The sequence below is a fragment of the Arthrobacter sp. StoSoilB5 genome, from assembly GCF_019977235.1.
Classification (GTDB): Bacteria; Actinomycetota; Actinomycetes; order Actinomycetales; family Micrococcaceae; genus Arthrobacter.
Window position 1 is genome coordinate 384,979 of the sequence record NZ_AP024646.1, and the last position, 16,225, is coordinate 401,203.

General features: G+C 62.6%; 15 protein-coding genes, 1 tRNA gene and 1 riboswitch. Of the genes, 7 read left to right on the forward strand and 9 right to left on the reverse strand.

Annotated elements, in window-relative coordinates; all coding sequences use genetic code 11:
• Positions 1 to 80: 80 nt before the first annotated feature.
• The 5 genes from LDN75_RS01895 to LDN75_RS01915 all read right to left on the reverse strand — a co-directional run bounded on the left by LDN75_RS01895 (position 81) and on the right by LDN75_RS01915 (position 4,630).
• A complete protein-coding gene (locus LDN75_RS01895; protein ID WP_223933130.1) occupies positions 81 to 1,301 on the reverse strand; it encodes a DDE-type integrase/transposase/recombinase in 1,221 nt (406 codons plus the stop codon).
• A gap of 152 nt (positions 1,302 to 1,453) precedes the next feature.
• A tRNA-Cys gene (locus LDN75_RS01900) sits at positions 1,454 to 1,524 on the reverse strand.
• A gap of 84 nt (positions 1,525 to 1,608) precedes the next feature.
• A complete protein-coding gene (locus LDN75_RS01905) occupies positions 1,609 to 2,082 on the reverse strand; it encodes a hypothetical protein (protein ID WP_223935511.1) in 474 nt (157 codons plus the stop codon).
• 62 nt (positions 2,083 to 2,144) lie between these two features.
• The gene (hutG, locus tag LDN75_RS01910) at positions 2,145 to 3,104 is read right to left on the reverse strand and encodes a formimidoylglutamase (RefSeq protein WP_223935512.1); all 960 of its coding nucleotides are present in this window, start codon (positions 3,102 to 3,104) and stop codon (positions 2,145 to 2,147) included.
• A gap of 83 nt (positions 3,105 to 3,187) precedes the next feature.
• Positions 3,188 to 4,630, reverse strand: a complete 1,443-nt coding sequence (locus LDN75_RS01915; RefSeq protein ID WP_223935513.1) for an NCS2 family permease — start codon at positions 4,628 to 4,630, stop codon at positions 3,188 to 3,190.
• Between the two features lie 113 nt (positions 4,631 to 4,743).
• On the opposite strand from LDN75_RS01915, the gene LDN75_RS01920 reads away from it, so the two are divergent.
• Both LDN75_RS01920 and LDN75_RS01925 read left to right on the forward strand, forming a co-directional pair.
• On the forward strand, positions 4,744 to 5,367 hold the full coding sequence (locus LDN75_RS01920) for a copper resistance CopC family protein (RefSeq protein WP_223935514.1): 624 nt from the start codon (positions 4,744 to 4,746) through the stop codon (positions 5,365 to 5,367).
• A gap of 150 nt (positions 5,368 to 5,517) precedes the next feature.
• Positions 5,518 to 5,710: riboswitch (cyclic di-AMP (ydaO/yuaA leader) on the forward strand.
• A gap of 3 nt (positions 5,711 to 5,713) precedes the next feature.
• The gene (locus LDN75_RS01925) at positions 5,714 to 6,478 is read left to right on the forward strand and encodes an NlpC/P60 family protein (RefSeq protein ID WP_223935515.1); all 765 of its coding nucleotides are present in this window, start codon (positions 5,714 to 5,716) and stop codon (positions 6,476 to 6,478) included.
• Positions 6,479 to 6,644: 166 nt separating this feature from the next.
• Here LDN75_RS01925 and LDN75_RS01930 read toward each other — a convergent pair whose 3' ends face one another.
• Entirely contained in the window at positions 6,645 to 7,337 is a 693-nt protein-coding gene (locus tag LDN75_RS01930; RefSeq protein ID WP_223935516.1) for an FAD-binding protein, read from the reverse strand.
• 427 nt (positions 7,338 to 7,764) lie between these two features.
• Between LDN75_RS01930 and LDN75_RS01935 the strand changes: the two genes are divergently transcribed.
• Positions 7,765 to 8,802: a universal stress protein gene (locus tag LDN75_RS01935; RefSeq protein ID WP_223935517.1), complete on the forward strand. Its 1,038-nt coding sequence runs from the start codon at positions 7,765 to 7,767 to the stop codon at positions 8,800 to 8,802.
• A 20-nt stretch (positions 8,803 to 8,822) separates the two neighbouring features.
• On the forward strand, positions 8,823 to 11,594 hold the full coding sequence (locus tag LDN75_RS01940; RefSeq protein ID WP_223935518.1) for a PEP/pyruvate-binding domain-containing protein: 2,772 nt from the start codon (positions 8,823 to 8,825) through the stop codon (positions 11,592 to 11,594).
• Here the strand turns inward: LDN75_RS01940 and LDN75_RS01945 are convergent.
• Complete coding sequence (locus LDN75_RS01945; RefSeq protein ID WP_223935519.1) at positions 11,591 to 12,511, reverse strand: cation diffusion facilitator family transporter; 921 nt, start codon at positions 12,509 to 12,511, stop codon at positions 11,591 to 11,593. The genes LDN75_RS01940 and LDN75_RS01945 overlap by 4 nt on opposite strands.
• A gap of 10 nt (positions 12,512 to 12,521) precedes the next feature.
• The gene (locus LDN75_RS01950; RefSeq protein WP_223935520.1) at positions 12,522 to 13,049 is read right to left on the reverse strand and encodes a metallopeptidase family protein; all 528 of its coding nucleotides are present in this window, start codon (positions 13,047 to 13,049) and stop codon (positions 12,522 to 12,524) included.
• A 157-nt stretch (positions 13,050 to 13,206) separates the two neighbouring features.
• Here LDN75_RS01950 and LDN75_RS01955 point away from each other — a divergent pair, with 157 nt between their 5' ends.
• A complete protein-coding gene (locus LDN75_RS01955) occupies positions 13,207 to 14,130 on the forward strand; it encodes a carbohydrate kinase (RefSeq protein WP_223935521.1) in 924 nt (307 codons plus the stop codon).
• A gap of 1 nt (position 14,131) precedes the next feature.
• Here LDN75_RS01955 and LDN75_RS01960 read toward each other — a convergent pair whose 3' ends face one another.
• Complete coding sequence (locus tag LDN75_RS01960) at positions 14,132 to 15,115, reverse strand: DMT family transporter (RefSeq protein ID WP_223935522.1); 984 nt, start codon at positions 15,113 to 15,115, stop codon at positions 14,132 to 14,134.
• 150 nt (positions 15,116 to 15,265) lie between these two features.
• Here LDN75_RS01960 and LDN75_RS01965 point away from each other — a divergent pair, with 150 nt between their 5' ends.
• Both LDN75_RS01965 and LDN75_RS01970 read left to right on the forward strand, forming a co-directional pair.
• Positions 15,266 to 15,901 carry a hypothetical protein gene (locus LDN75_RS01965; RefSeq protein WP_223935523.1) on the forward strand — a complete coding sequence of 212 codons (636 nt, stop codon included), beginning with the start codon at positions 15,266 to 15,268 and terminating at the stop codon, positions 15,899 to 15,901.
• Positions 15,901 to 16,122 carry a helix-turn-helix transcriptional regulator gene (locus LDN75_RS01970; protein ID WP_223935524.1) on the forward strand — a complete coding sequence of 74 codons (222 nt, stop codon included), beginning with the start codon at positions 15,901 to 15,903 and terminating at the stop codon, positions 16,120 to 16,122. Before LDN75_RS01965 ends, LDN75_RS01970 begins: the two co-directional genes overlap by 1 nt.
• The last annotated feature ends 103 nt before the right edge of the window (positions 16,123 to 16,225 follow it).

Sequence of the window (16,225 nt, forward strand, 5' to 3'; positions counted from 1 at the left end):
GATGCCAATGTTTGAGAAGTGTCATGTCTCAGGACATTGAGGACACTTCGAGTCTCAGGACTTCGTGGACACTGTATGTCTCATGACGTCGTGGACACTTGGTTCGCCATGAAGCCGCGGGGTTTGTTGTTGCCTATGTATTTGGTTCCTCTTGGCGGGCGCGGATGGGAAATGATTTCGGTTCCGTGCCCGTCGAAGAACATGATGCGTTGTGCGTCGTAGAGGATGTGGATTGTTTCTCCGGCGCGGTCTCTGCCTACTTGGAAGTGCGTGCCCACGACCGTGACGACGCCCAGGCGGCTGACGGTTCTTCGTACGGTTCGCCGGATCTGGGTTTTGATCTCAGAGATCACGGGGACCGAGGGGGCGGGCACTTTCTCGGTGGCTTCCCAAGCCTGTTGGGGAGTCATTCGGGCCGGCAGTGCCTGATGTTCACGCTCGGTGTTGTAGTAGTGGTCGAAGGTGTCGACCTGGGCTTGAAGATCCTTGATCGTTGAAGCCGGTTTTTGCTTGTGCAGAAACCGGTGCAGTGTGCGGTGGAATCGTTCGTTCTTGCCCTGGGTGGTGGGCTTGTAGGGCTTGCCCGTGATCGGTTCGACTCCGAGAGATCTCAGGTAGTCCACCAATGCCCCGCTTCGTCCCCTGCGTGTGGGGTTCAGGGCCATGCCGTTGTCGGAGAGAAACTTCCGGGGAACCCCGTGTTTACTGATGGCATGTTTGACCACCCGCAGGGCCGCTTCGCTCGTTTCTCCGGCCGCAACCAGTGACGCCAAGGCCAAGCGTGAATGATCATCAATGAGCTGGAAAATCACAACCTTCCGCCCGTTTTCCAGCTGCCATTCCGTGGCGTCGATCTGCCAGCAACAGTTCGGTGCGGGATATACGAACCGGCGGTAAGCGCTTCGAGGCTTCTTCCGCGGCTCCGGAACCACCATGCCGGCCTTGGTAAAGAGCCGGGCAAGCGTTGCCCGGGACGGCGGTTCCACACCGTCCCGGCGCATCCTTGCCTGAACGCTCAAAGGCCCATGGTCATGGCCTTGGGCCTCCAACGCTTCCCTCACATGCAAAGCCAACGCGGTGACCCCTGCGGGAGTAGCGTTAGGGCTGGTACGTGGCTTGGTCGAACGCATAGCCATCGCTTGTGCCGGCCCACCCGACACCGCAGCGGCCCTGACCTTATAGAACCAAGACCGTGAGACGTTGTGCTCGCGGCAGAAGGCTGCCACGGCACCTCGAGGACTCTCCTCAGGCCACGAGGCGACAAGATACCGGACCTTCATATCGGGTTTGAGTTCGCTCATGGAACGAGCAAAACCCGCACAAGTGCCCACGATGTCCCGAGACACACTGTCCACGATGTCCTGAGACAGAAGTGTCCATTAAGTCATGAGACTCCACAGCCAATGTTTGAGAAGAACATCGGCATTAACTGCCATCTCGCGAAGGCCAGCAGACGTGGTGGCGGGATTCGAACCCGCGTGCGCTGCTTTGCAGGCAGCTCCCTGGCCTCTCGGGTACACCACGTGCAACCGACACTAGGCGCCCGAAGGCAGGACGATCAAAGTTCATTGCCCCGGCTTTCGCAGGGCTACGTTGGCTTTCGCAGGGCTACGGAAAAGCTACGGAACGTTGCCCTCCGTGACGGCCCCTCCGCGCCAGCTTGGATACTCCCGCAGCCATCAGCAAAGTGAGAATGGCAGCAGCAGCATGCGTGTAAAGCATGAGGTCAGCAGTGTGCACCTGGCCTGAGCCCGCCTGACTGTCCGCAGGTACGTCCACTGGTTGCTGCGCCTGCCCGTGCAAATGGTCAAGGAATCCGGCGCCGGCAAACGAGCCGCTCAAGGCGTCGAAACCAAAGAACAGCAACTGCTGGGCCAGGCCGGACAACAGCAACAACAGCAAAGGCCCATGGATCCAGCGGGCAATCAATTGCGCGGCCAGGGCAGCGAGGGCAACAAAGGCCAGCAGTACGGGCATCGCCGGGGCGCTGCCACCTGAGACGACGTGCGCGGAAAGACCCAAAGCGACAGCAACGGGTCCGGCCACCCAGGCCCACTTGTCCTGCACAGGAGTTGCGCCCATCGCCATCCGTCCCTCCGCACCTCCACACAGGCTAAACGGAGGACAGCGCCTGGGAACAGGCCCTAGGCCAACAGTGTGTTCACCAGCCGTGCTGCCACTTTCGCGGTTCGTCCATCGATGTCGAAGCCCGGGTTCAGCTCAGCAACGTCCAAGTGCCGCAGTGTCCCGCTCGCGGCTACTTGGCGGCAAACGGCATTGATCACGGGCAGTGGCACCCCGTACGCAGCAGGGGCGCTGACGCCCGGTGCCACCGAAGCCGGCAGCACGTCCAGGTCGATCGTCAGGTAAAGCACATCGATTCCAGCCACGAAGTCGGCCACGAACGTCTCCACGCGCTCTGCGGAGCAGTCCTCGTCCAGCAGGTATTTCACGCCGAGACGGTCCGCGGTGTCGAAAAGCGTGCGCGTGTTGTTGGGTTCGGAGATACCGACGACGGCGTAGTGCAGTTCGCGTCCGGCGGCTCGTTCTTCCTGGGCCATCTGGAGAAACGGCGTGCCGGAACTCGGAGTGGGCTCGTCACGCAGGTCAAAGTGGGCATCCAGGTTCAGGACGCCCAGCCGCTTGCCACTACGCACAGTCTCCGAACCGGCCAGGCCCAAATAGCTGGCAAACGCGGTCTCGTGGCCTCCGCCGAGCACGACCGTGAGGTTTCCGGCGTCGAGCAGTTCAGAAATGGCGCGTCCGGCGCGCTGTTGTCCATCTTCCAGTGAGTCGTCCTCCACAACCACGTCACCGGCGTCGAACACGTCACGGTCAAGGTGGAAGGCCAGCGGGGCCAGCGCCGAGCGGATAGCGGCCGGAGCCGCGGCGGCACCTACGCGGCCCTTGTTGCGCCGCACGCCAGCGTCGCTGCAGAAACCCAGGACGACGGCGGGGCGTAAGGCAGCTGCGGCGGCTGTGGAATTGTGGGGTGTTACGGCTTGCCACCAGCGTCGGTGTTCGTCGCCGTCGCCGTCAAAGCGGCCGGTCCACGGCGTCGGGCTGACATCTACGGTGAGGCTGGTGCTGGTTCTTGATCCCATACTTTCAAGCACACCTGACGACGGACCCAAAAACCAGCAATCCAGCACGGGGCGTGTCCGGAATCCCGGACTTCAGCTAAGCGCTACTTGATGCCCAACAGCTCCTCCACAGTTCCGATCCCGAAGAACAGCAGGAACGCCGCTGCAACGGCCCACATGAGCGGGTGGACTTCCCGCGCCCGGCCCTGGAACGAACGGATAAGGACGTAGGAGATGAAGCCTGCGCCGAGGCCGTTGGCAATGGAGTACGTGAAAGGCATGAGGGCGATGGTCAGGAACGCGGGAATGCCGACGCCCCAGTCCTGCCAGTCGATCTTCCCCACCTGGGACACCATCATGAAGCCCACAACCACCAGCGCAGGAGCGACGGCCTCGAACGGGACAAGGTTGATGAGCGGCGTGAAGAACATCGCCACCAGGAAGAGCAAGCCCGTGACAATGGAGGCGAGGCCAGTGCGGGCACCTTCGCCAATACCCGCGCCCGACTCGACGAAGATCTGGTTGGACGAAACGGATGCGCCGCCGCCGACGATTGCCCCGAGGGCATCAACCTGGAGGACGCGGTCCACGTTGGGAATGTTGCCGTGCTCGTCCACGGTTCCGGCCTCGTTGGCCAGGCCCACCATGGTGCCCATGGCGTCGAAGAAGATGCTGAGGAGGATCACGAAAGCCAGCAGCGCGGCGGCCACGAAACCGAGGTGCTCAAAGGCGCCGAAGGGGTTGGCTTTACCAATCAAGGAGAGGTCCGGAGCGCCCCATTCGGAAAGTGTGGGAGCCACGAGGGACCAGCCGCGAGGGTTGACGTTCTTGCCGTCGAAGCTTGGGCCAATATGGAGCGTGAATTCGAGGATGGCGGCCAGGGCAGTGGAGACCACGATGCCGATCAGGATCGCGCCGCGGACCTTTCGCACTACCAACGCGATGGTCAGGATCAGGCCGACAGCGAAAACCAACGTAGGCCACCCCATCAGCTTGCCGTCCACACCCAGGCCGAGCGGGACAGTGGTGCCCGCGGCATCCGGGATGCGCCGGACAAAGCCTGCGTTGACAAGGCCTATCAGGGCGATGAAGAGGCCAATGCCCACCACGATTGCCGTCTTGAGAGCTTCCGGGACGGCTTTGAAAACGGCCGTGCGGAATCCGGTGAGGACCAGGATCAGCATGGTGACGCCCGAAAGCACCACAAGGCCCATCATGTCCGGCCACGTCAGCTCCGGGTGGGAGGCAACTGTCACCGCTACGAATGCGTTCACGCCAAGGCCAGTTGCCACGGCGAAGGGGTGCTTCGCCCAAGCGCCCATGAGGATGGTGAGGATACCGGCCACAAAGGCCGTAGTGGCCGCGACGGCCGTGAAGCCGAGCGAAGCTCCGCTGGAGTCTGCCCCGGAAAGGATCAGCGGGTTCAGCACAACGATGTAGCTCATGGCAAAGAAGGTGGCGAATCCGCCACGTATTTCCCGCGAGTACGTGGAACCGCGTTCGGAGATCTTGAAGTAACGGTCGATTGCAGAACCTTGTTTAAGCATGAAGGTCTCCGGGGATCGGGGGAGTTTGCTCTCAAATCCTATGCCCGCCAATGTGGGCCGCTGGGACGATTCGCCTAGTCTGTAAGGAAGCCAACACTAGGAGAAACCGCCCCATGCGTACCATCCGCCCGCTTCTGGCCGCCGTCGTCGCCGCGCTGGCTTTCGCTTCAGCGTTGCTGTTTGCCGCCGCCCCGGCCTCCGCCCACGACGTCGCCGAATCAACAAACCCGGCGAACGGTGCCCGGGTGACTGAAGTGCCGGCGTCGGTATCCATCACGTTCAACAACCGGCCGCTGGCCATCGGCTCGGGTGTGACTGTCACCTCTGGTGGCGAAAACTGGGCGGACGGCGCAGTGGAAATCATCGACAACATGGCCGTGCAGAAACTTCGGCAGGGTGCTCCGGCCGGCGAATACACGGTGGTCTGGCGCGTGGTCAGCTCCGACTCGCACCCCATCGAGGGCACCTTTACGTTTACGGCATCCGGGACAAGCACGACGACGGCGAGCGGCCAGGCAGGTGCCTCCCAGTCGGCTTCGGTGGCTGTTCCGACGGCGGGCACGGCGGCCCCCGGTACCGAAAACATTGAGCCGGCTCCGGCCGCTTCCCAGCCCTTCCCCTGGAGCATCGTTGGCCTCGCCGTGGTGGCGATTGCCCTGGTGATCTTCCTCGCTGTTACAGCCCGGAAGAAACTCGCGGTTCCCAACGACCCGGATGGCGAAAATTCCCCGGAATAACAAGGTTTTCTACATACTTGCGAAGATCTCGAAATGGTCACCGCGACACGCCAAAACTGAACTTCTCGTTACGTAAATGTGACTTTGAGATGATCTTCCTGTACGGTTGTACCTGTGCCTGTTCCACGTAGCGGGCACTTCCGGCCTGATTGCCTAGCTCTGCCGCAGTCCGGAATCCGTTCGCAGACAAACCTACGGCAGAGACGGGGAACCCATTTTGGCCCGCTTTCAGAGCGCGCCTTGGGGTGAAGTCACGAAGCTTCCGCTGAACAGCGGGGGATAGTGGCCGGGTGACTCCCATCCGAATCCGACAGCTAACCTCGCAGGCATCGGGAGAGGCTCTTTCATGTCTTCACGCATTCTTCGCGGCCGTCGTAAGGCGGACAGCGTACGTCCTAATCCGTTCATCTCAATCTCCAAGGCCGTTGCCAGCAACGCCTCGGGCGCAGGTCGCCAGGCCGCTGTCATCGCAGCAGCTTCGGGCCTCGTCCTTACGGGTTCCATTGCTGCCCACGCAGCAGAAACCCCTGTTCAGCGCGACTCCAGCCCTGCTACGGTCGCCGAGACCGTCACCGAGGGTCCCACCAAGGTTGTTACGGCCGCATCCACGGCCAAGGTCAACTTCGAGCGCCCTGCGGTTGCTTCCGTAGCGGCTCCCGTTATTGAAAAGCCGGCGCCCGTTGCTCCGGCCCCGGCGGCCAAGGCTCCTGCGACCGCTACCGTTCAGGCGGCGGCAACCACTGCTGCCGCTCCCGTCGCGGCTGCCCCTGCTGCTGCAGCTCCGGCTGTTGGTGGCATTAACGCTGCCATGGTCGCCTCGGCTTACGCCCAGATCGGCATCTTCCAGGACTGCACCGCGATGGTCGAAAGGGCCCTCGGCTCCGCAGGCATTCCGGTTGGCGACCTCGCACCCATGCAGTTCATGAACTACGGCAAGGTTGTCAGCGACCCCCAGCCCGGTGACATGATCGTCCAGTCCGGCCACGTAGCTATCTACATCGGCAACGGCCAGGCCATCAGCGGTGGCATCAACGGTAACCAGACGGGCATCCACCCGATCAGCTGGCTTACCGCAACAGGCCCCATCACGTACGTACGCGCTGGCGCCTAAGCTTCACGCTCCAGCTCAAAAGGCCGATGCCTTCGAGGACCAAAGTCTTCGAAGGCATCGGCCTTTTTTCGTAACCGGCCCTTTAGCAATCGACCCTTTACGTACCGCTCTTTTGAGTTAATTTTTGTTCGTTTAAGGCAAGGACTGAACTGGCCTTCGGTGGTTTCTACGCCAGGGCGATGCCCGGCCCAGCTGGGAGAGCCACCTTGGATGAGATCGCTTGCCCCACGGCTTTGGCTTGCCGGAGTACTTCCTTGGGCGTGGGGGTGATGAGTTCGCCAACGCCCACCAAGTGCATGCCGACGGCACGCATGGCTGCCACGAGGTTCTGGCCAATGGCGATTCCGAGATCGGCCAGCATGCGGCGCAGTTGACTCTGGGCGCAGCGCGTCACCACAATGTGGTCGGCCAGGAGGACTCCACTGGCCGTATGCACGGCCCATTGCCGTGGGGTGGATTCAAGCGGCCCGTAAACACTTAGCCCGGCCTTGAGGCTGGCCGTGTTCAGGCTCGCTGCGAGTCCATATCCAAGTTGCAGCGTGGAGTCTCCACCGAGGAAGTCCAGGCGAACAGCGCGTGTGGTGTTGCGGACATCCAGATGGTGGCTGGCGGCGTAGTTGCGCAAGTGGCGCAGGATCTCGTTGCGTTCCTGCATTGCTGCGGGGTCGGCAGCGTCGCAGCGTTGGAGCATTCCCGTATGGACTGATGGTCCGGTGGCCGATAAAGCACCAAAGCCGTCCAGCACGATGGAACCCACGCCATAGCGGCTGAGCTCGCTGGCAACAGCCAACCCGGAGAGGCCGGTGCCGATCACCACGGTGGTAGTCCGTTCCGTGACGGAATCAGGAGTGAGTGACACTGCTTGGGTTCCTCCTTGACGTGTGTGCCTTTCAGCAGCGCGTGGGATCGCGTCCGAGTTCCCCAAGCGGCCGCAAATAAATGGCCGGATTGTGTCCTGGGACACTTTTGCCGGCCATTCGGTGACTCGAACACTACCGAACTTTTTCTGCCATGGATAGCCTCGGCGACTGCGTGTTTTGGATGTTCATCGGCAGCGCAATCCAGAGGTCGATGAAGGTGTCGAAAACCGAGCCCGGACCGTTATGCACATAGCCCAAAGTCGCCTTGATTCGGTAATGCCAACCGAGAATAGTGGGCATTGGAAGGAGAACCCGCGGGTTTCTTCGGCCCCGGCTATTGGTTGCACACCAGCAAGGGAACACCGGTACGGAGAACCTCTGGCAGAATGGCCGGAACATCAAGCAGTAGGTGGAGAGGCGGGCCCAATGGACCAGCACGGCAGACACATTGAAGAACCACGGGACGGCGAGGACCAAGCAGTGGCGCCTGGTGGAATCGTCGTCGGAGTGGACGGTTCCGAGCATGGTCAATGCGCCCTGGTTTGGGCTGCTCGTGAGGCGGAACGCCGCCAGCTTCCCCTGCATATAGTCACGGCGTATTCGGTGCCCATCTTCGCAGCATCCGGCCTCGACGGCGGATACGCCACCGTAGACGATTCTGTGATCCGCGAGGGCGCGGAAGCCATCGTCAAGCAGGCCATGGATAAGGTCTCGGGTTACAACATCGATGTCGATGCGTCTGTGGAGAACGGCGATGCCGCGGGTGTCCTCCTGGATCTCTCCGCGAACGCCGCGCTCCTGGTCTTTGGCAGCCGTGGCCGCGGCGGCTTCGTCGGGCGTCTCCTGGGTTCGGTCAGCAGCGCCTTGCCTGCCCACGCTAAATGCCCTACCGTGACGGTCCCGCTCTACTGCGCCGACCGTTTGGGTGAGAACACCGCGGACAAGCACATCAAGGCTGAGCACGCCAAGGCCGGGCCGCGCACGGTGGAAAACGTCGTAGCAGTGGGCGTGGACGGTTCCGAACAAGCCCGCGTCGCCGTCCTCGAGGCAGCCGAACAAGCCCAGCGGATGGGGGCCAAGCTCCGCGTCATATGCGCAGTCCCGCAGTACAGCGGCTCCTTGGCCTGGGTGCCGGCACCCTTGGACCGCGATGCCTTGTTTGCGGACATCAAAGTGCAGTTGGATGCAGGTGCCGCCTGGCTTCGCAGCCATTTTCCCCAGCTGCCTCTGGAAACCGAGCTGAGGGACGGCTCACCCGTTGACGTCCTGGTTGAGGCCAGCCGCGGGGTGGAGCTGGTTGTCCTCGGTACGCGGGGCCGCGGTGGTTTCGCGGGCATGCTCCTTGGTTCCACCTCCGATGGCGTTCTCCATCACGCCAAGGGGCCGGTCCTCGTTGTTCCGGACCGCGAGGATCCGCGACTCGCGGACCGTCCCAAATTCGGACCCATGCTCGGCGCGGCTTAGAGCGCTGGCGCGCACCGCCCATGGATAACCAGCAGCCTGGGAAACACCGGCAGGAAAACAATGCGGGCCCGGATGTAAACGCCCCGGTGTTCATTCGGGATATTGCCGACATCCGGGCGGACATGCTCCCCGAGGTAGGCGGCAAGGCTGCCAATCTCGGCGAGTTGAGTGCCGCCCGCCTGCCGGTGCCGCCAGGTTTTTGTCTCACAACGTCCGCCTACCGCTACGCCCTCTCAGCGATTGGGATGGAGGACGTCGTTGCACTTCTGCAGGACGTCGCGGCATCTGACCTGGACGAACTCAATAGGCTCGCGGCCCGGGCGAGGTCGTTGGTGCTCGACGCCGGAGTACCCACCGACGTCGCCGAGTCGGTCCGGGCGGCGTATCAAAAGTTGGGAGACGCCGCCCCCGTCGCTGTGCGGTCCTCCGCCACTGCCGAAGACCTGCCCTTCGCCAGTTTTGCCGGGCAGCAGGACACCTTCCTGAACGTGGTGGGAGAAGAGGCAGTCCTTGACGCTGTAAGCCGGTGTTGGGCATCGCTCTGGACGGACCGCGCGGTGAGCTACCGGACAACCAACGGGATTGACCACGCAACGGTGACGCTGGCCGTGGTTGTCCAGGAAATGGTGGATTCTGCCACAGCCGGAGTGATGTTCACGGCCAACCCTGTCACCGGACGGCGCCGTGAAGCTGTAATCGATGCCAGCCCTGGCCTGGGCGAGGCCGTGGTGTCAGGTGCCGTTAATCCCGATCAATACGTGGTTGATACGCAGAGCAACTCCATCCTGAAGCGGACGCTGGGTGACCGGCAGGTGGAGATCCGTTCGCTTGCAGGTGGGGGCACCGAACGTATTGGGGGGCCCGGCCGTGCCGGGGAGGCAGGGAACCACGGGGTTCTCCCGTGTCTCAACGATGACCAGATCCGGGCGCTGGCCGCCTTGGGAAGGCGGGTGGAAGCCCACTATGGAGCGCCACAGGATACCGAATGGGCCATCGATTCGTCCGGGAAGCTGTGGCTCACGCAGGCAAGACCCATCACCACCCTCTATCCGCTGAATTCCCGCCTCCCGGCGACTCCCGGCGAGCACGCTTTCCTGAACTTCAGTCTCGCCCAGGGCCTCACCAGGCCACTGACGCCCATGGGGTTGGCGGGTATCCGACTGTTAGCCTCCAGTGTTGCCCGCAGGGCTGCGTTCGACGTCCCCGATCCAAGGTCCGGGCCCTCGCCCTACCATGAGGTCGGGCAGAGGATCTTCTTCGACTTCACGTCCGTGTTGCGCAGCAGGGTGGGCCGGGCAATCGTGCCACGGATTTTTGACATCATGGAGGCCCGTTCGGCGGCGGTGATTCGTGGCCTTTTCGATGACCCGCGGTTTTCCGTGACCATCAAGACTCCGATAAAACTCATCAGGCACGTTGCCCCTGTTGCGGCGAAGTACCGCGTTCCGGAGACGGTGATCCGGGCCCTTTTCCGTCCCGATGCTGCAATGAAGCGCCAAAAGCAGCTTGAGGCAGAACTCCACGATGCCCTCCGGGTGCCGGAGGGCATCACCGCCCATCAGCGAATTGCACACGTGCAGAGAATCCTGGGGGAGGAAGTATTCGCAACGGTTCCCCAAGTCCTGCCCCTTCCTGTTCTGGGCTTTGCGATGCTTGGACTCGTCCGGAAAGTGTTGGGCGAGCAAGCCTCCTGGGACCAACTCCAAACAGTCATTCGTGGGTTGCCCAACAACGTCACCACCGAGATGGACCTTGCCCTGTGGCAGCTTGCCAAGGACATCAGGGATGACCCGGAGGCCTTGGCCTTCCTGAGCTACCCCACACTCGAGGAACTCGTTCAGCAATACAAGGACAGAGCCTTACCAGCAGTTGCGCAATCCGGGCTGGAGGCTTTCCTGCGCACCTATGGGCACAGGGCTGTGGCAGAGATCGACCTTGGAATGCCCCGATGGTCGGATGACCCCACACACATTCTCGGCGTCGTGGTCAACTATCTTCGTCTCGAGCACAGCGCGGACGCACCAGACCAGCAGTTCGAGAGAGCCGCACAGGAGGCAGACGAACAGGTAGCGAGACTCATTGCACGGGCAAGGGCAAAGAGTCCGCTCCACGCCAAGCTGGTCCGCACGGCGTTGGACCGTACGCGCAGGTTTGCCGGGATGAGGGAGCTGCCCAAATACAACCTCGTCCTCGGCTTGGCTTCGGCAAGGGAACAGCTGTCGCTGGTCGGAGCAGAACTGGCAGAGGCAGGGCGGATTGAACGCGCCGAGGATATCTTCTTCCTGGACCTCAACGAAGTAGAGACTGCCTTGGCTGGCAACAAGCTCCACCAGCTCGTGGCAGATCGCCGCGCAGACTACGCGCAGGAGCTGAGGCGCAGGCATATTCCGCGGGTACTGCTCTCTGACGGCACAGAACCCGAAGCGACTGCTGCGGCGGGCGGAACCCCAGGCGCCCCGGGCGCCCTCTCCGGCAGTCCGGCGTCGGCGGGCGTCATCACAGCCCCTGCGCGGGTCATCATGGACCCCGTCGGTGCCCATCTGGAGCCGGGCGAAATCCTGGTAGCGCCCTCCACCGACCCCGGCTGGACACCGTTGTTCCTCACCGCGGGCGGCCTGGTCATGGAAATGGGCGGTCCCAACTCCCATGGCGCTGTAGTGGCCCGCGAATATGGCATACCGGCCGTGGTGGGCGTGCCCGACGCAACCCTGCGGATCAGCTCAGGCCAGATCATCACTGTGGATGGAGCAGCAGGAACGGTAATTACAACACCAAGTGACGCACCCCGTTAGGCGTGCTGGTGTGACTCATGCTCGGAGTGGCTGACGGGTTCCAGCTGGAAAGTGCAGTGCTCGGTGTCGAAATGGCTGCCCAGGCAGGATCCCAGCTGGTCCAGGATGCTGTCCGCCCCGCTGGCATTAAGGACCTCGTCTTCCACCACAACGTGGGCGGAGAACACGGGGACCCCGGACGTGATTGTCCAGATGTGGATGTCGTGGGCCTCCACCACGCCGTCCACTGCAAGGATGTGCTCGCGGATCATGTTCACGTCCACGCCCTTGGGCGTGGCTTCCAGAAGTACGTCCACAACATCGCGGAGCAGATGCCAGGCGCGGGGGATGATCATGAGGGCGATCAGGACGGAGGCAATGGGGTCGGCTGCGGTGAAGCCCGTGGTCATGATGACGATGGCCGCTGCAATGACAGCGATCGAGCCAAGAAGGTCCCCCAGGACTTCGAGGTAGGCCCCGCGGACGTTGAGGCTCTCCTTTTGCGCCCCTTGCAGGATCATCAGGGAGACGAGGTTGGCTACGGCGCCCAGGATCGCCGCCCACAGCATCACGTCCGTATGGATTTCGGGGGACTCCCCGAACCGGCGGATGGCCTCGATCATAATCACCACGGCGATGACGATGAGAACCAGGGCGTTGGCCAACGCTGCCAGGACTTCGGCCCGCTGATACCCGTAAGTCCGTTGATCACTTGCCGGGCGGGTAGCGATCCAGGCAGCCATCAAGGCGATGAACACACCTGCGGCGTCGGACAACATGTGGCCGGCATCGGCCAGCAGAGCCAGCGAGCCAGAGACCAGCGCACCAACCACCTGGATGCCCACCACACCCAAAGTGATGGCCAGGACGGCAATGAGCCGCTTCCGATGCCTGCCGGTTGCCGTTACTCCGTGGGAGTGGTTGTGATCGTGCCCCATGCTTACAAGGCTAGCCCCAGCCGAGCTCATGCAGGCGGTCGTCGTCTATTCCGAAGTGGTGTGCGATCTCGTGGATCACCGTGATGGCCACTTCGTCGATGACTTCCTCGCGGGTAGAGCAGATGTCCAGGATGGGTTGGCGGAAAATGGTGATCCGGTCCGGCAACGAACCCGCTTCCCACCATGAGTCGCGTTCGGTCAACGGGACGCCCTCGTACAAGCCAAGCAATACGGTGTCCGGATCTTCGCCGGCCCGCGGGGTGTAGTCGTCCTCGATGAAGATCGCCACGTTGTCCATGGCGCTGGCGGCTTTGGGCGGGATCAGCTGCAAAGCGTCGCTCACAGCTTCTTCGAAGTCCTCCGCCGACATTTCGAACGGAGCACCGGCAGGAAAATCCGCGTCAATTCCGGGCAACCCGGCACCGCCGCTGGAAGCGTGCTCGATCGGACTGTGCACCCCGTTCCGCTCCGGAAGCGGCGAGGACGGGAGATCGCCGTCGGGAACGATGGGCAGGCCGGGAGGGAGATTCGCGGACATGATCCGACTCTAGTCCCAACAAGGTACATTGACGCCCTGGAGCTGATACTCGCTGGTGCACCGTCCCCTGGTCATGCTGAACTGTTCGAATGCGACCTCGTCGAACGGCATTCCGTAGGCCAGCCCCGCATCTCACCAACGAACGAACAGGAACCGCATGACCGCCACTCCTACCTCCGCTCCCGAGCCCCTCGACGTCGTCGTGGTGGGTGAGGCGCTCATCGACATCGTGGAGTCGCCCGATGGGGAGATCGAATATCCCGGAGGCTCACCGGCCAACGTTGCCTACGGACTCGGCCGACTGGATGTGAAGGCGGGCCTGCTCACCGCCATCGGACGGGACCAACGGGGCGACGCCATTGCCGCACACCTTCAAGGCGCCGGCGTAGTACTGCTGCCCGGATCAAAGTCGCTGGGCAAGACGGCGACGGCGACCGCCCGGATCGCTGCCGACGGTTCGGCTGAGTACACGTTCGAGATTGATTGGGCACTTGCTCCGCTCGCGCTGCCATATGCCCCAAAAATCCTGCACACAGGTTCGATCGCCACATTCCTTGAACCTGGGGCCAGCGTTGTCCGGAGCCTGTTGGAGCAAGCGCAGGGCGGCTGCATGATTACCTACGATCCCAACATCCGCGCTGCCCTCCTCGGCAGCCACCATGAGGCGCTTTCACTGTTCGAAGAGTTGGTGCCATTGACGGACGTCGTAAAAATGAGCGCGCACGACGCCCGCTGGCTGTACCCGGGCAAGGAGCTCGAGGAAACTGCGGGTCACCTCCTGGCCCTTGGCACTGGACTCGCCGTAGTGACCCAGGGCTCCAGCGGTTCGCTCATGGCAACCCGGCACATCCAACTCACCGTACCCGCCATCCCCTCGGACGTGGCCGATACCATCGGCGCCGGGGATTCATACATGTCGGCGCTCATTATGGGACTGCTCCTGCGTGGCAGCGACGGTCTAGCGCCCACGGTCCTGGAACGGATCGGCACCACGGCATCCATGGCGGCATCCATTACCGTGGGCCGCCCAGGCGCCAATCCGCCCACGCACCGTGAGCTCCTTGCGAGTATGGCCCGCTAGCTCACTTTGCAGTGCGCCGGACAACCCTTGGCGTGCGCCGGGCAACCCTTGGCGTGCGCCGGGTCAGCGCCACGCCGATCAAGCACACCACGCCACCGATCAGTCCCCAGATGGTCGGGACTTCCTGAAGTACGGCCCAGGAGATCAGGATGGTGGTGCCGGGGACCAGGTACGTCGTGGCGGCCAGTTTCCCGGCCGAGATCAAGGACAGCGCGTACGCCCATGTTGTGAAGGCGATGGCGGTGGGAAAGATGCCCAGATAGACCAAGCCGAGTGTGGCCGGCAGCGGCGCTGACTGGACTTCCGCGATCAATTGCCCTGTCCACGGGAGGCAGCAAACAGCGCCCACCATGATGCCGAACCACGTGGCTTGCCCGGCCGTAAACTTCCGAAGGACCGGCTTCTGGAGGATCGCGCTTACAGAGGCGAGCACGGCGGCAAGCAAGCACAACAACACCCCGGCGACATCCGCCGTCGAACGCTGTCCCGAGCCGAGGGCGATCATCGCCACGCCACCGAACGCAACGGCACTGCCAATCAGAAGCCACCGCGGGAAGCCTTCTTTGAGGACCACTCCGGCGAGGACTGCGATGAGGATCGGCGAGACGTTGATCAGCATGGCGCTGGTGCCGGCGTCGAGCATGTGTTCCGCGGCGTTCAAAGCCACGTTATAGCCGCCGAACCACATCACGCCGTACGCCACGATGGGCAACCATTCCTTGCCGCGCGGCCAGACTTTCAAGGTGGGCAGCACCACGATTCCAAGAACGACGGCGGCAACCGCCAACCGTCCGAGCGTCAAGGAGCCGGGGGAGAAGCTCGGGCCAACAGCCCGGATGCCAACGAACGCAGAGGCCCACAGGACCACGGTGACGACGACGGCGGCGATGCCAAGTTTGCTGATGGGAGCAACAGGCGCGGGGGTGTTGCGCGAGTGCACGCCCGGGGACGGCTGGCCGGGTTCGGCCGGGGTGGTGGTTGTCATAGAGCCAATCTAGTCCCGGGGCGGCTGGCTGGGCTGGCGGTTTTCGGACGCGTCACGGCAAGAAACTGCCAATGTTTGACGACGTGCAGTTCACCGCTTTACCTTATCGATGATCGATGTTAACGAATTTCGATAACTGGTGGGGGAATTATGGGTTTACGAGGAAACATCGCAGAGTCGCTGGCGCGCGTGCGGGTGCTTTCGAGAGTGGATTCGGCAGTGCTCATTGTTGTCTCGGTGGCGGTGGGTATTGCCACATCCGTTTCGACTGTATCGGCGATCATCAGCAATGGCGCCGGAGAGGTGGTCCTGCGGCTGCCCCTGGACCCGTCCATCCCGGAGCCGGAAACACTCCGCCTGGGTGCCGTGGGACGCTACTCACAAATGCAGGTGACCGTTCCTGCCCTCCCGGAATATGAGGCTTCCATGCTGGGGTGGTCGGCGACCATGAACCTGGTCGCGGTCCTCTGCGTTGTTTCCCTTCTGGTCCTGCTGGCATATCGGCTCACGAGCAAGGTTCTCTTCGCCCCGCACACCGCTGCGGTCGTTGGACTTGCCGGTGCGCTCCTGGCCATCTCCGGGAGCGCCGCCCAGATCCTCGATTCCACCGCCAAGTACCGGCTGGCAGAACAGCTCGGAGCCATGCCGGGGAGCGCCGATGAAACCTTGGTGTACATCGCGGAGTTCAACCCCACATCCTTGGTGGCTGGCGCCGCACTCGTGTTGCTGGCGGGCGTGTTCCAGTTCGGCCGGAGCCTGCAGCGTGACACTGAAGGCCTTGTCTGATGCCGGCCGAAGAAACGATCGCCATTCACTGCAAGCTGGACGAGTTGCTGGAGCTCCGCGGTATGACCCTGACGGAACTGAGTCGTCGCGTGGGGGTGAGCCTCGTCAATCTGTCCGTTCTCAAGAATGACCGGGCAAAGGCGATCCGGTTCTCTACGCTCACAGCCATCTGCGAGGCGCTCGATTGCCAGGTCGGCGACCTCCTTGAGCATGTCCCGTAGACACTATTTCAGGGGCGTGCAGACCTCGATTTGGGAATATCGCCATCTATGCTCTAAAGTTTTAGAGTCCAGTTCGGACGGGTGAGAACCGAAAAGAACGCAT

Excerpts from the sequence above, each read along its gene's own strand:
- LDN75_RS01970 (WP_223935524.1), top strand. The coding sequence starts at position 15,901 with ATGCCGGCCGAAGAAACGATCGCCATTCACTGCAAGCTGGACGAGTTG.
- LDN75_RS01955 (WP_223935521.1), top strand. The coding sequence starts at position 13,207 with ATGACCGCCACTCCTACCTCCGCTCCCGAGCCCCTCGACGTCGTCGTG.
- LDN75_RS01905 (WP_223935511.1), bottom strand. The coding sequence starts at position 2,082 with ATGGGCGCAACTCCTGTGCAGGACAAGTGGGCCTGGGTGGCCGGACCC.
- LDN75_RS01935 (WP_223935517.1), top strand. The coding sequence starts at position 7,765 with ATGGACCAGCACGGCAGACACATTGAAGAACCACGGGACGGCGAGGAC.
- LDN75_RS01895 (WP_223933130.1), bottom strand. The coding sequence starts at position 1,301 with ATGAGCGAACTCAAACCCGATATGAAGGTCCGGTATCTTGTCGCCTCG.
- LDN75_RS01940 (WP_223935518.1), top strand. The coding sequence starts at position 8,823 with ATGGATAACCAGCAGCCTGGGAAACACCGGCAGGAAAACAATGCGGGC.
- LDN75_RS01920 (WP_223935514.1), top strand. The coding sequence starts at position 4,744 with ATGCGTACCATCCGCCCGCTTCTGGCCGCCGTCGTCGCCGCGCTGGCT.
- LDN75_RS01915 (WP_223935513.1), bottom strand. The coding sequence starts at position 4,630 with ATGCTTAAACAAGGTTCTGCAATCGACCGTTACTTCAAGATCTCCGAA.
- LDN75_RS01965 (WP_223935523.1), top strand. The coding sequence starts at position 15,266 with ATGGGTTTACGAGGAAACATCGCAGAGTCGCTGGCGCGCGTGCGGGTG.
- LDN75_RS01960 (WP_223935522.1), bottom strand. The coding sequence starts at position 15,115 with ATGACAACCACCACCCCGGCCGAACCCGGCCAGCCGTCCCCGGGCGTG.
- hutG (WP_223935512.1), bottom strand. The coding sequence starts at position 3,104 with ATGGGATCAAGAACCAGCACCAGCCTCACCGTAGATGTCAGCCCGACG.
- LDN75_RS01945 (WP_223935519.1), bottom strand. The coding sequence starts at position 12,511 with ATGGGGCACGATCACAACCACTCCCACGGAGTAACGGCAACCGGCAGG.
- LDN75_RS01925 (WP_223935515.1), top strand. The coding sequence starts at position 5,714 with ATGTCTTCACGCATTCTTCGCGGCCGTCGTAAGGCGGACAGCGTACGT.
- LDN75_RS01950 (WP_223935520.1), bottom strand. The coding sequence starts at position 13,049 with ATGTCCGCGAATCTCCCTCCCGGCCTGCCCATCGTTCCCGACGGCGAT.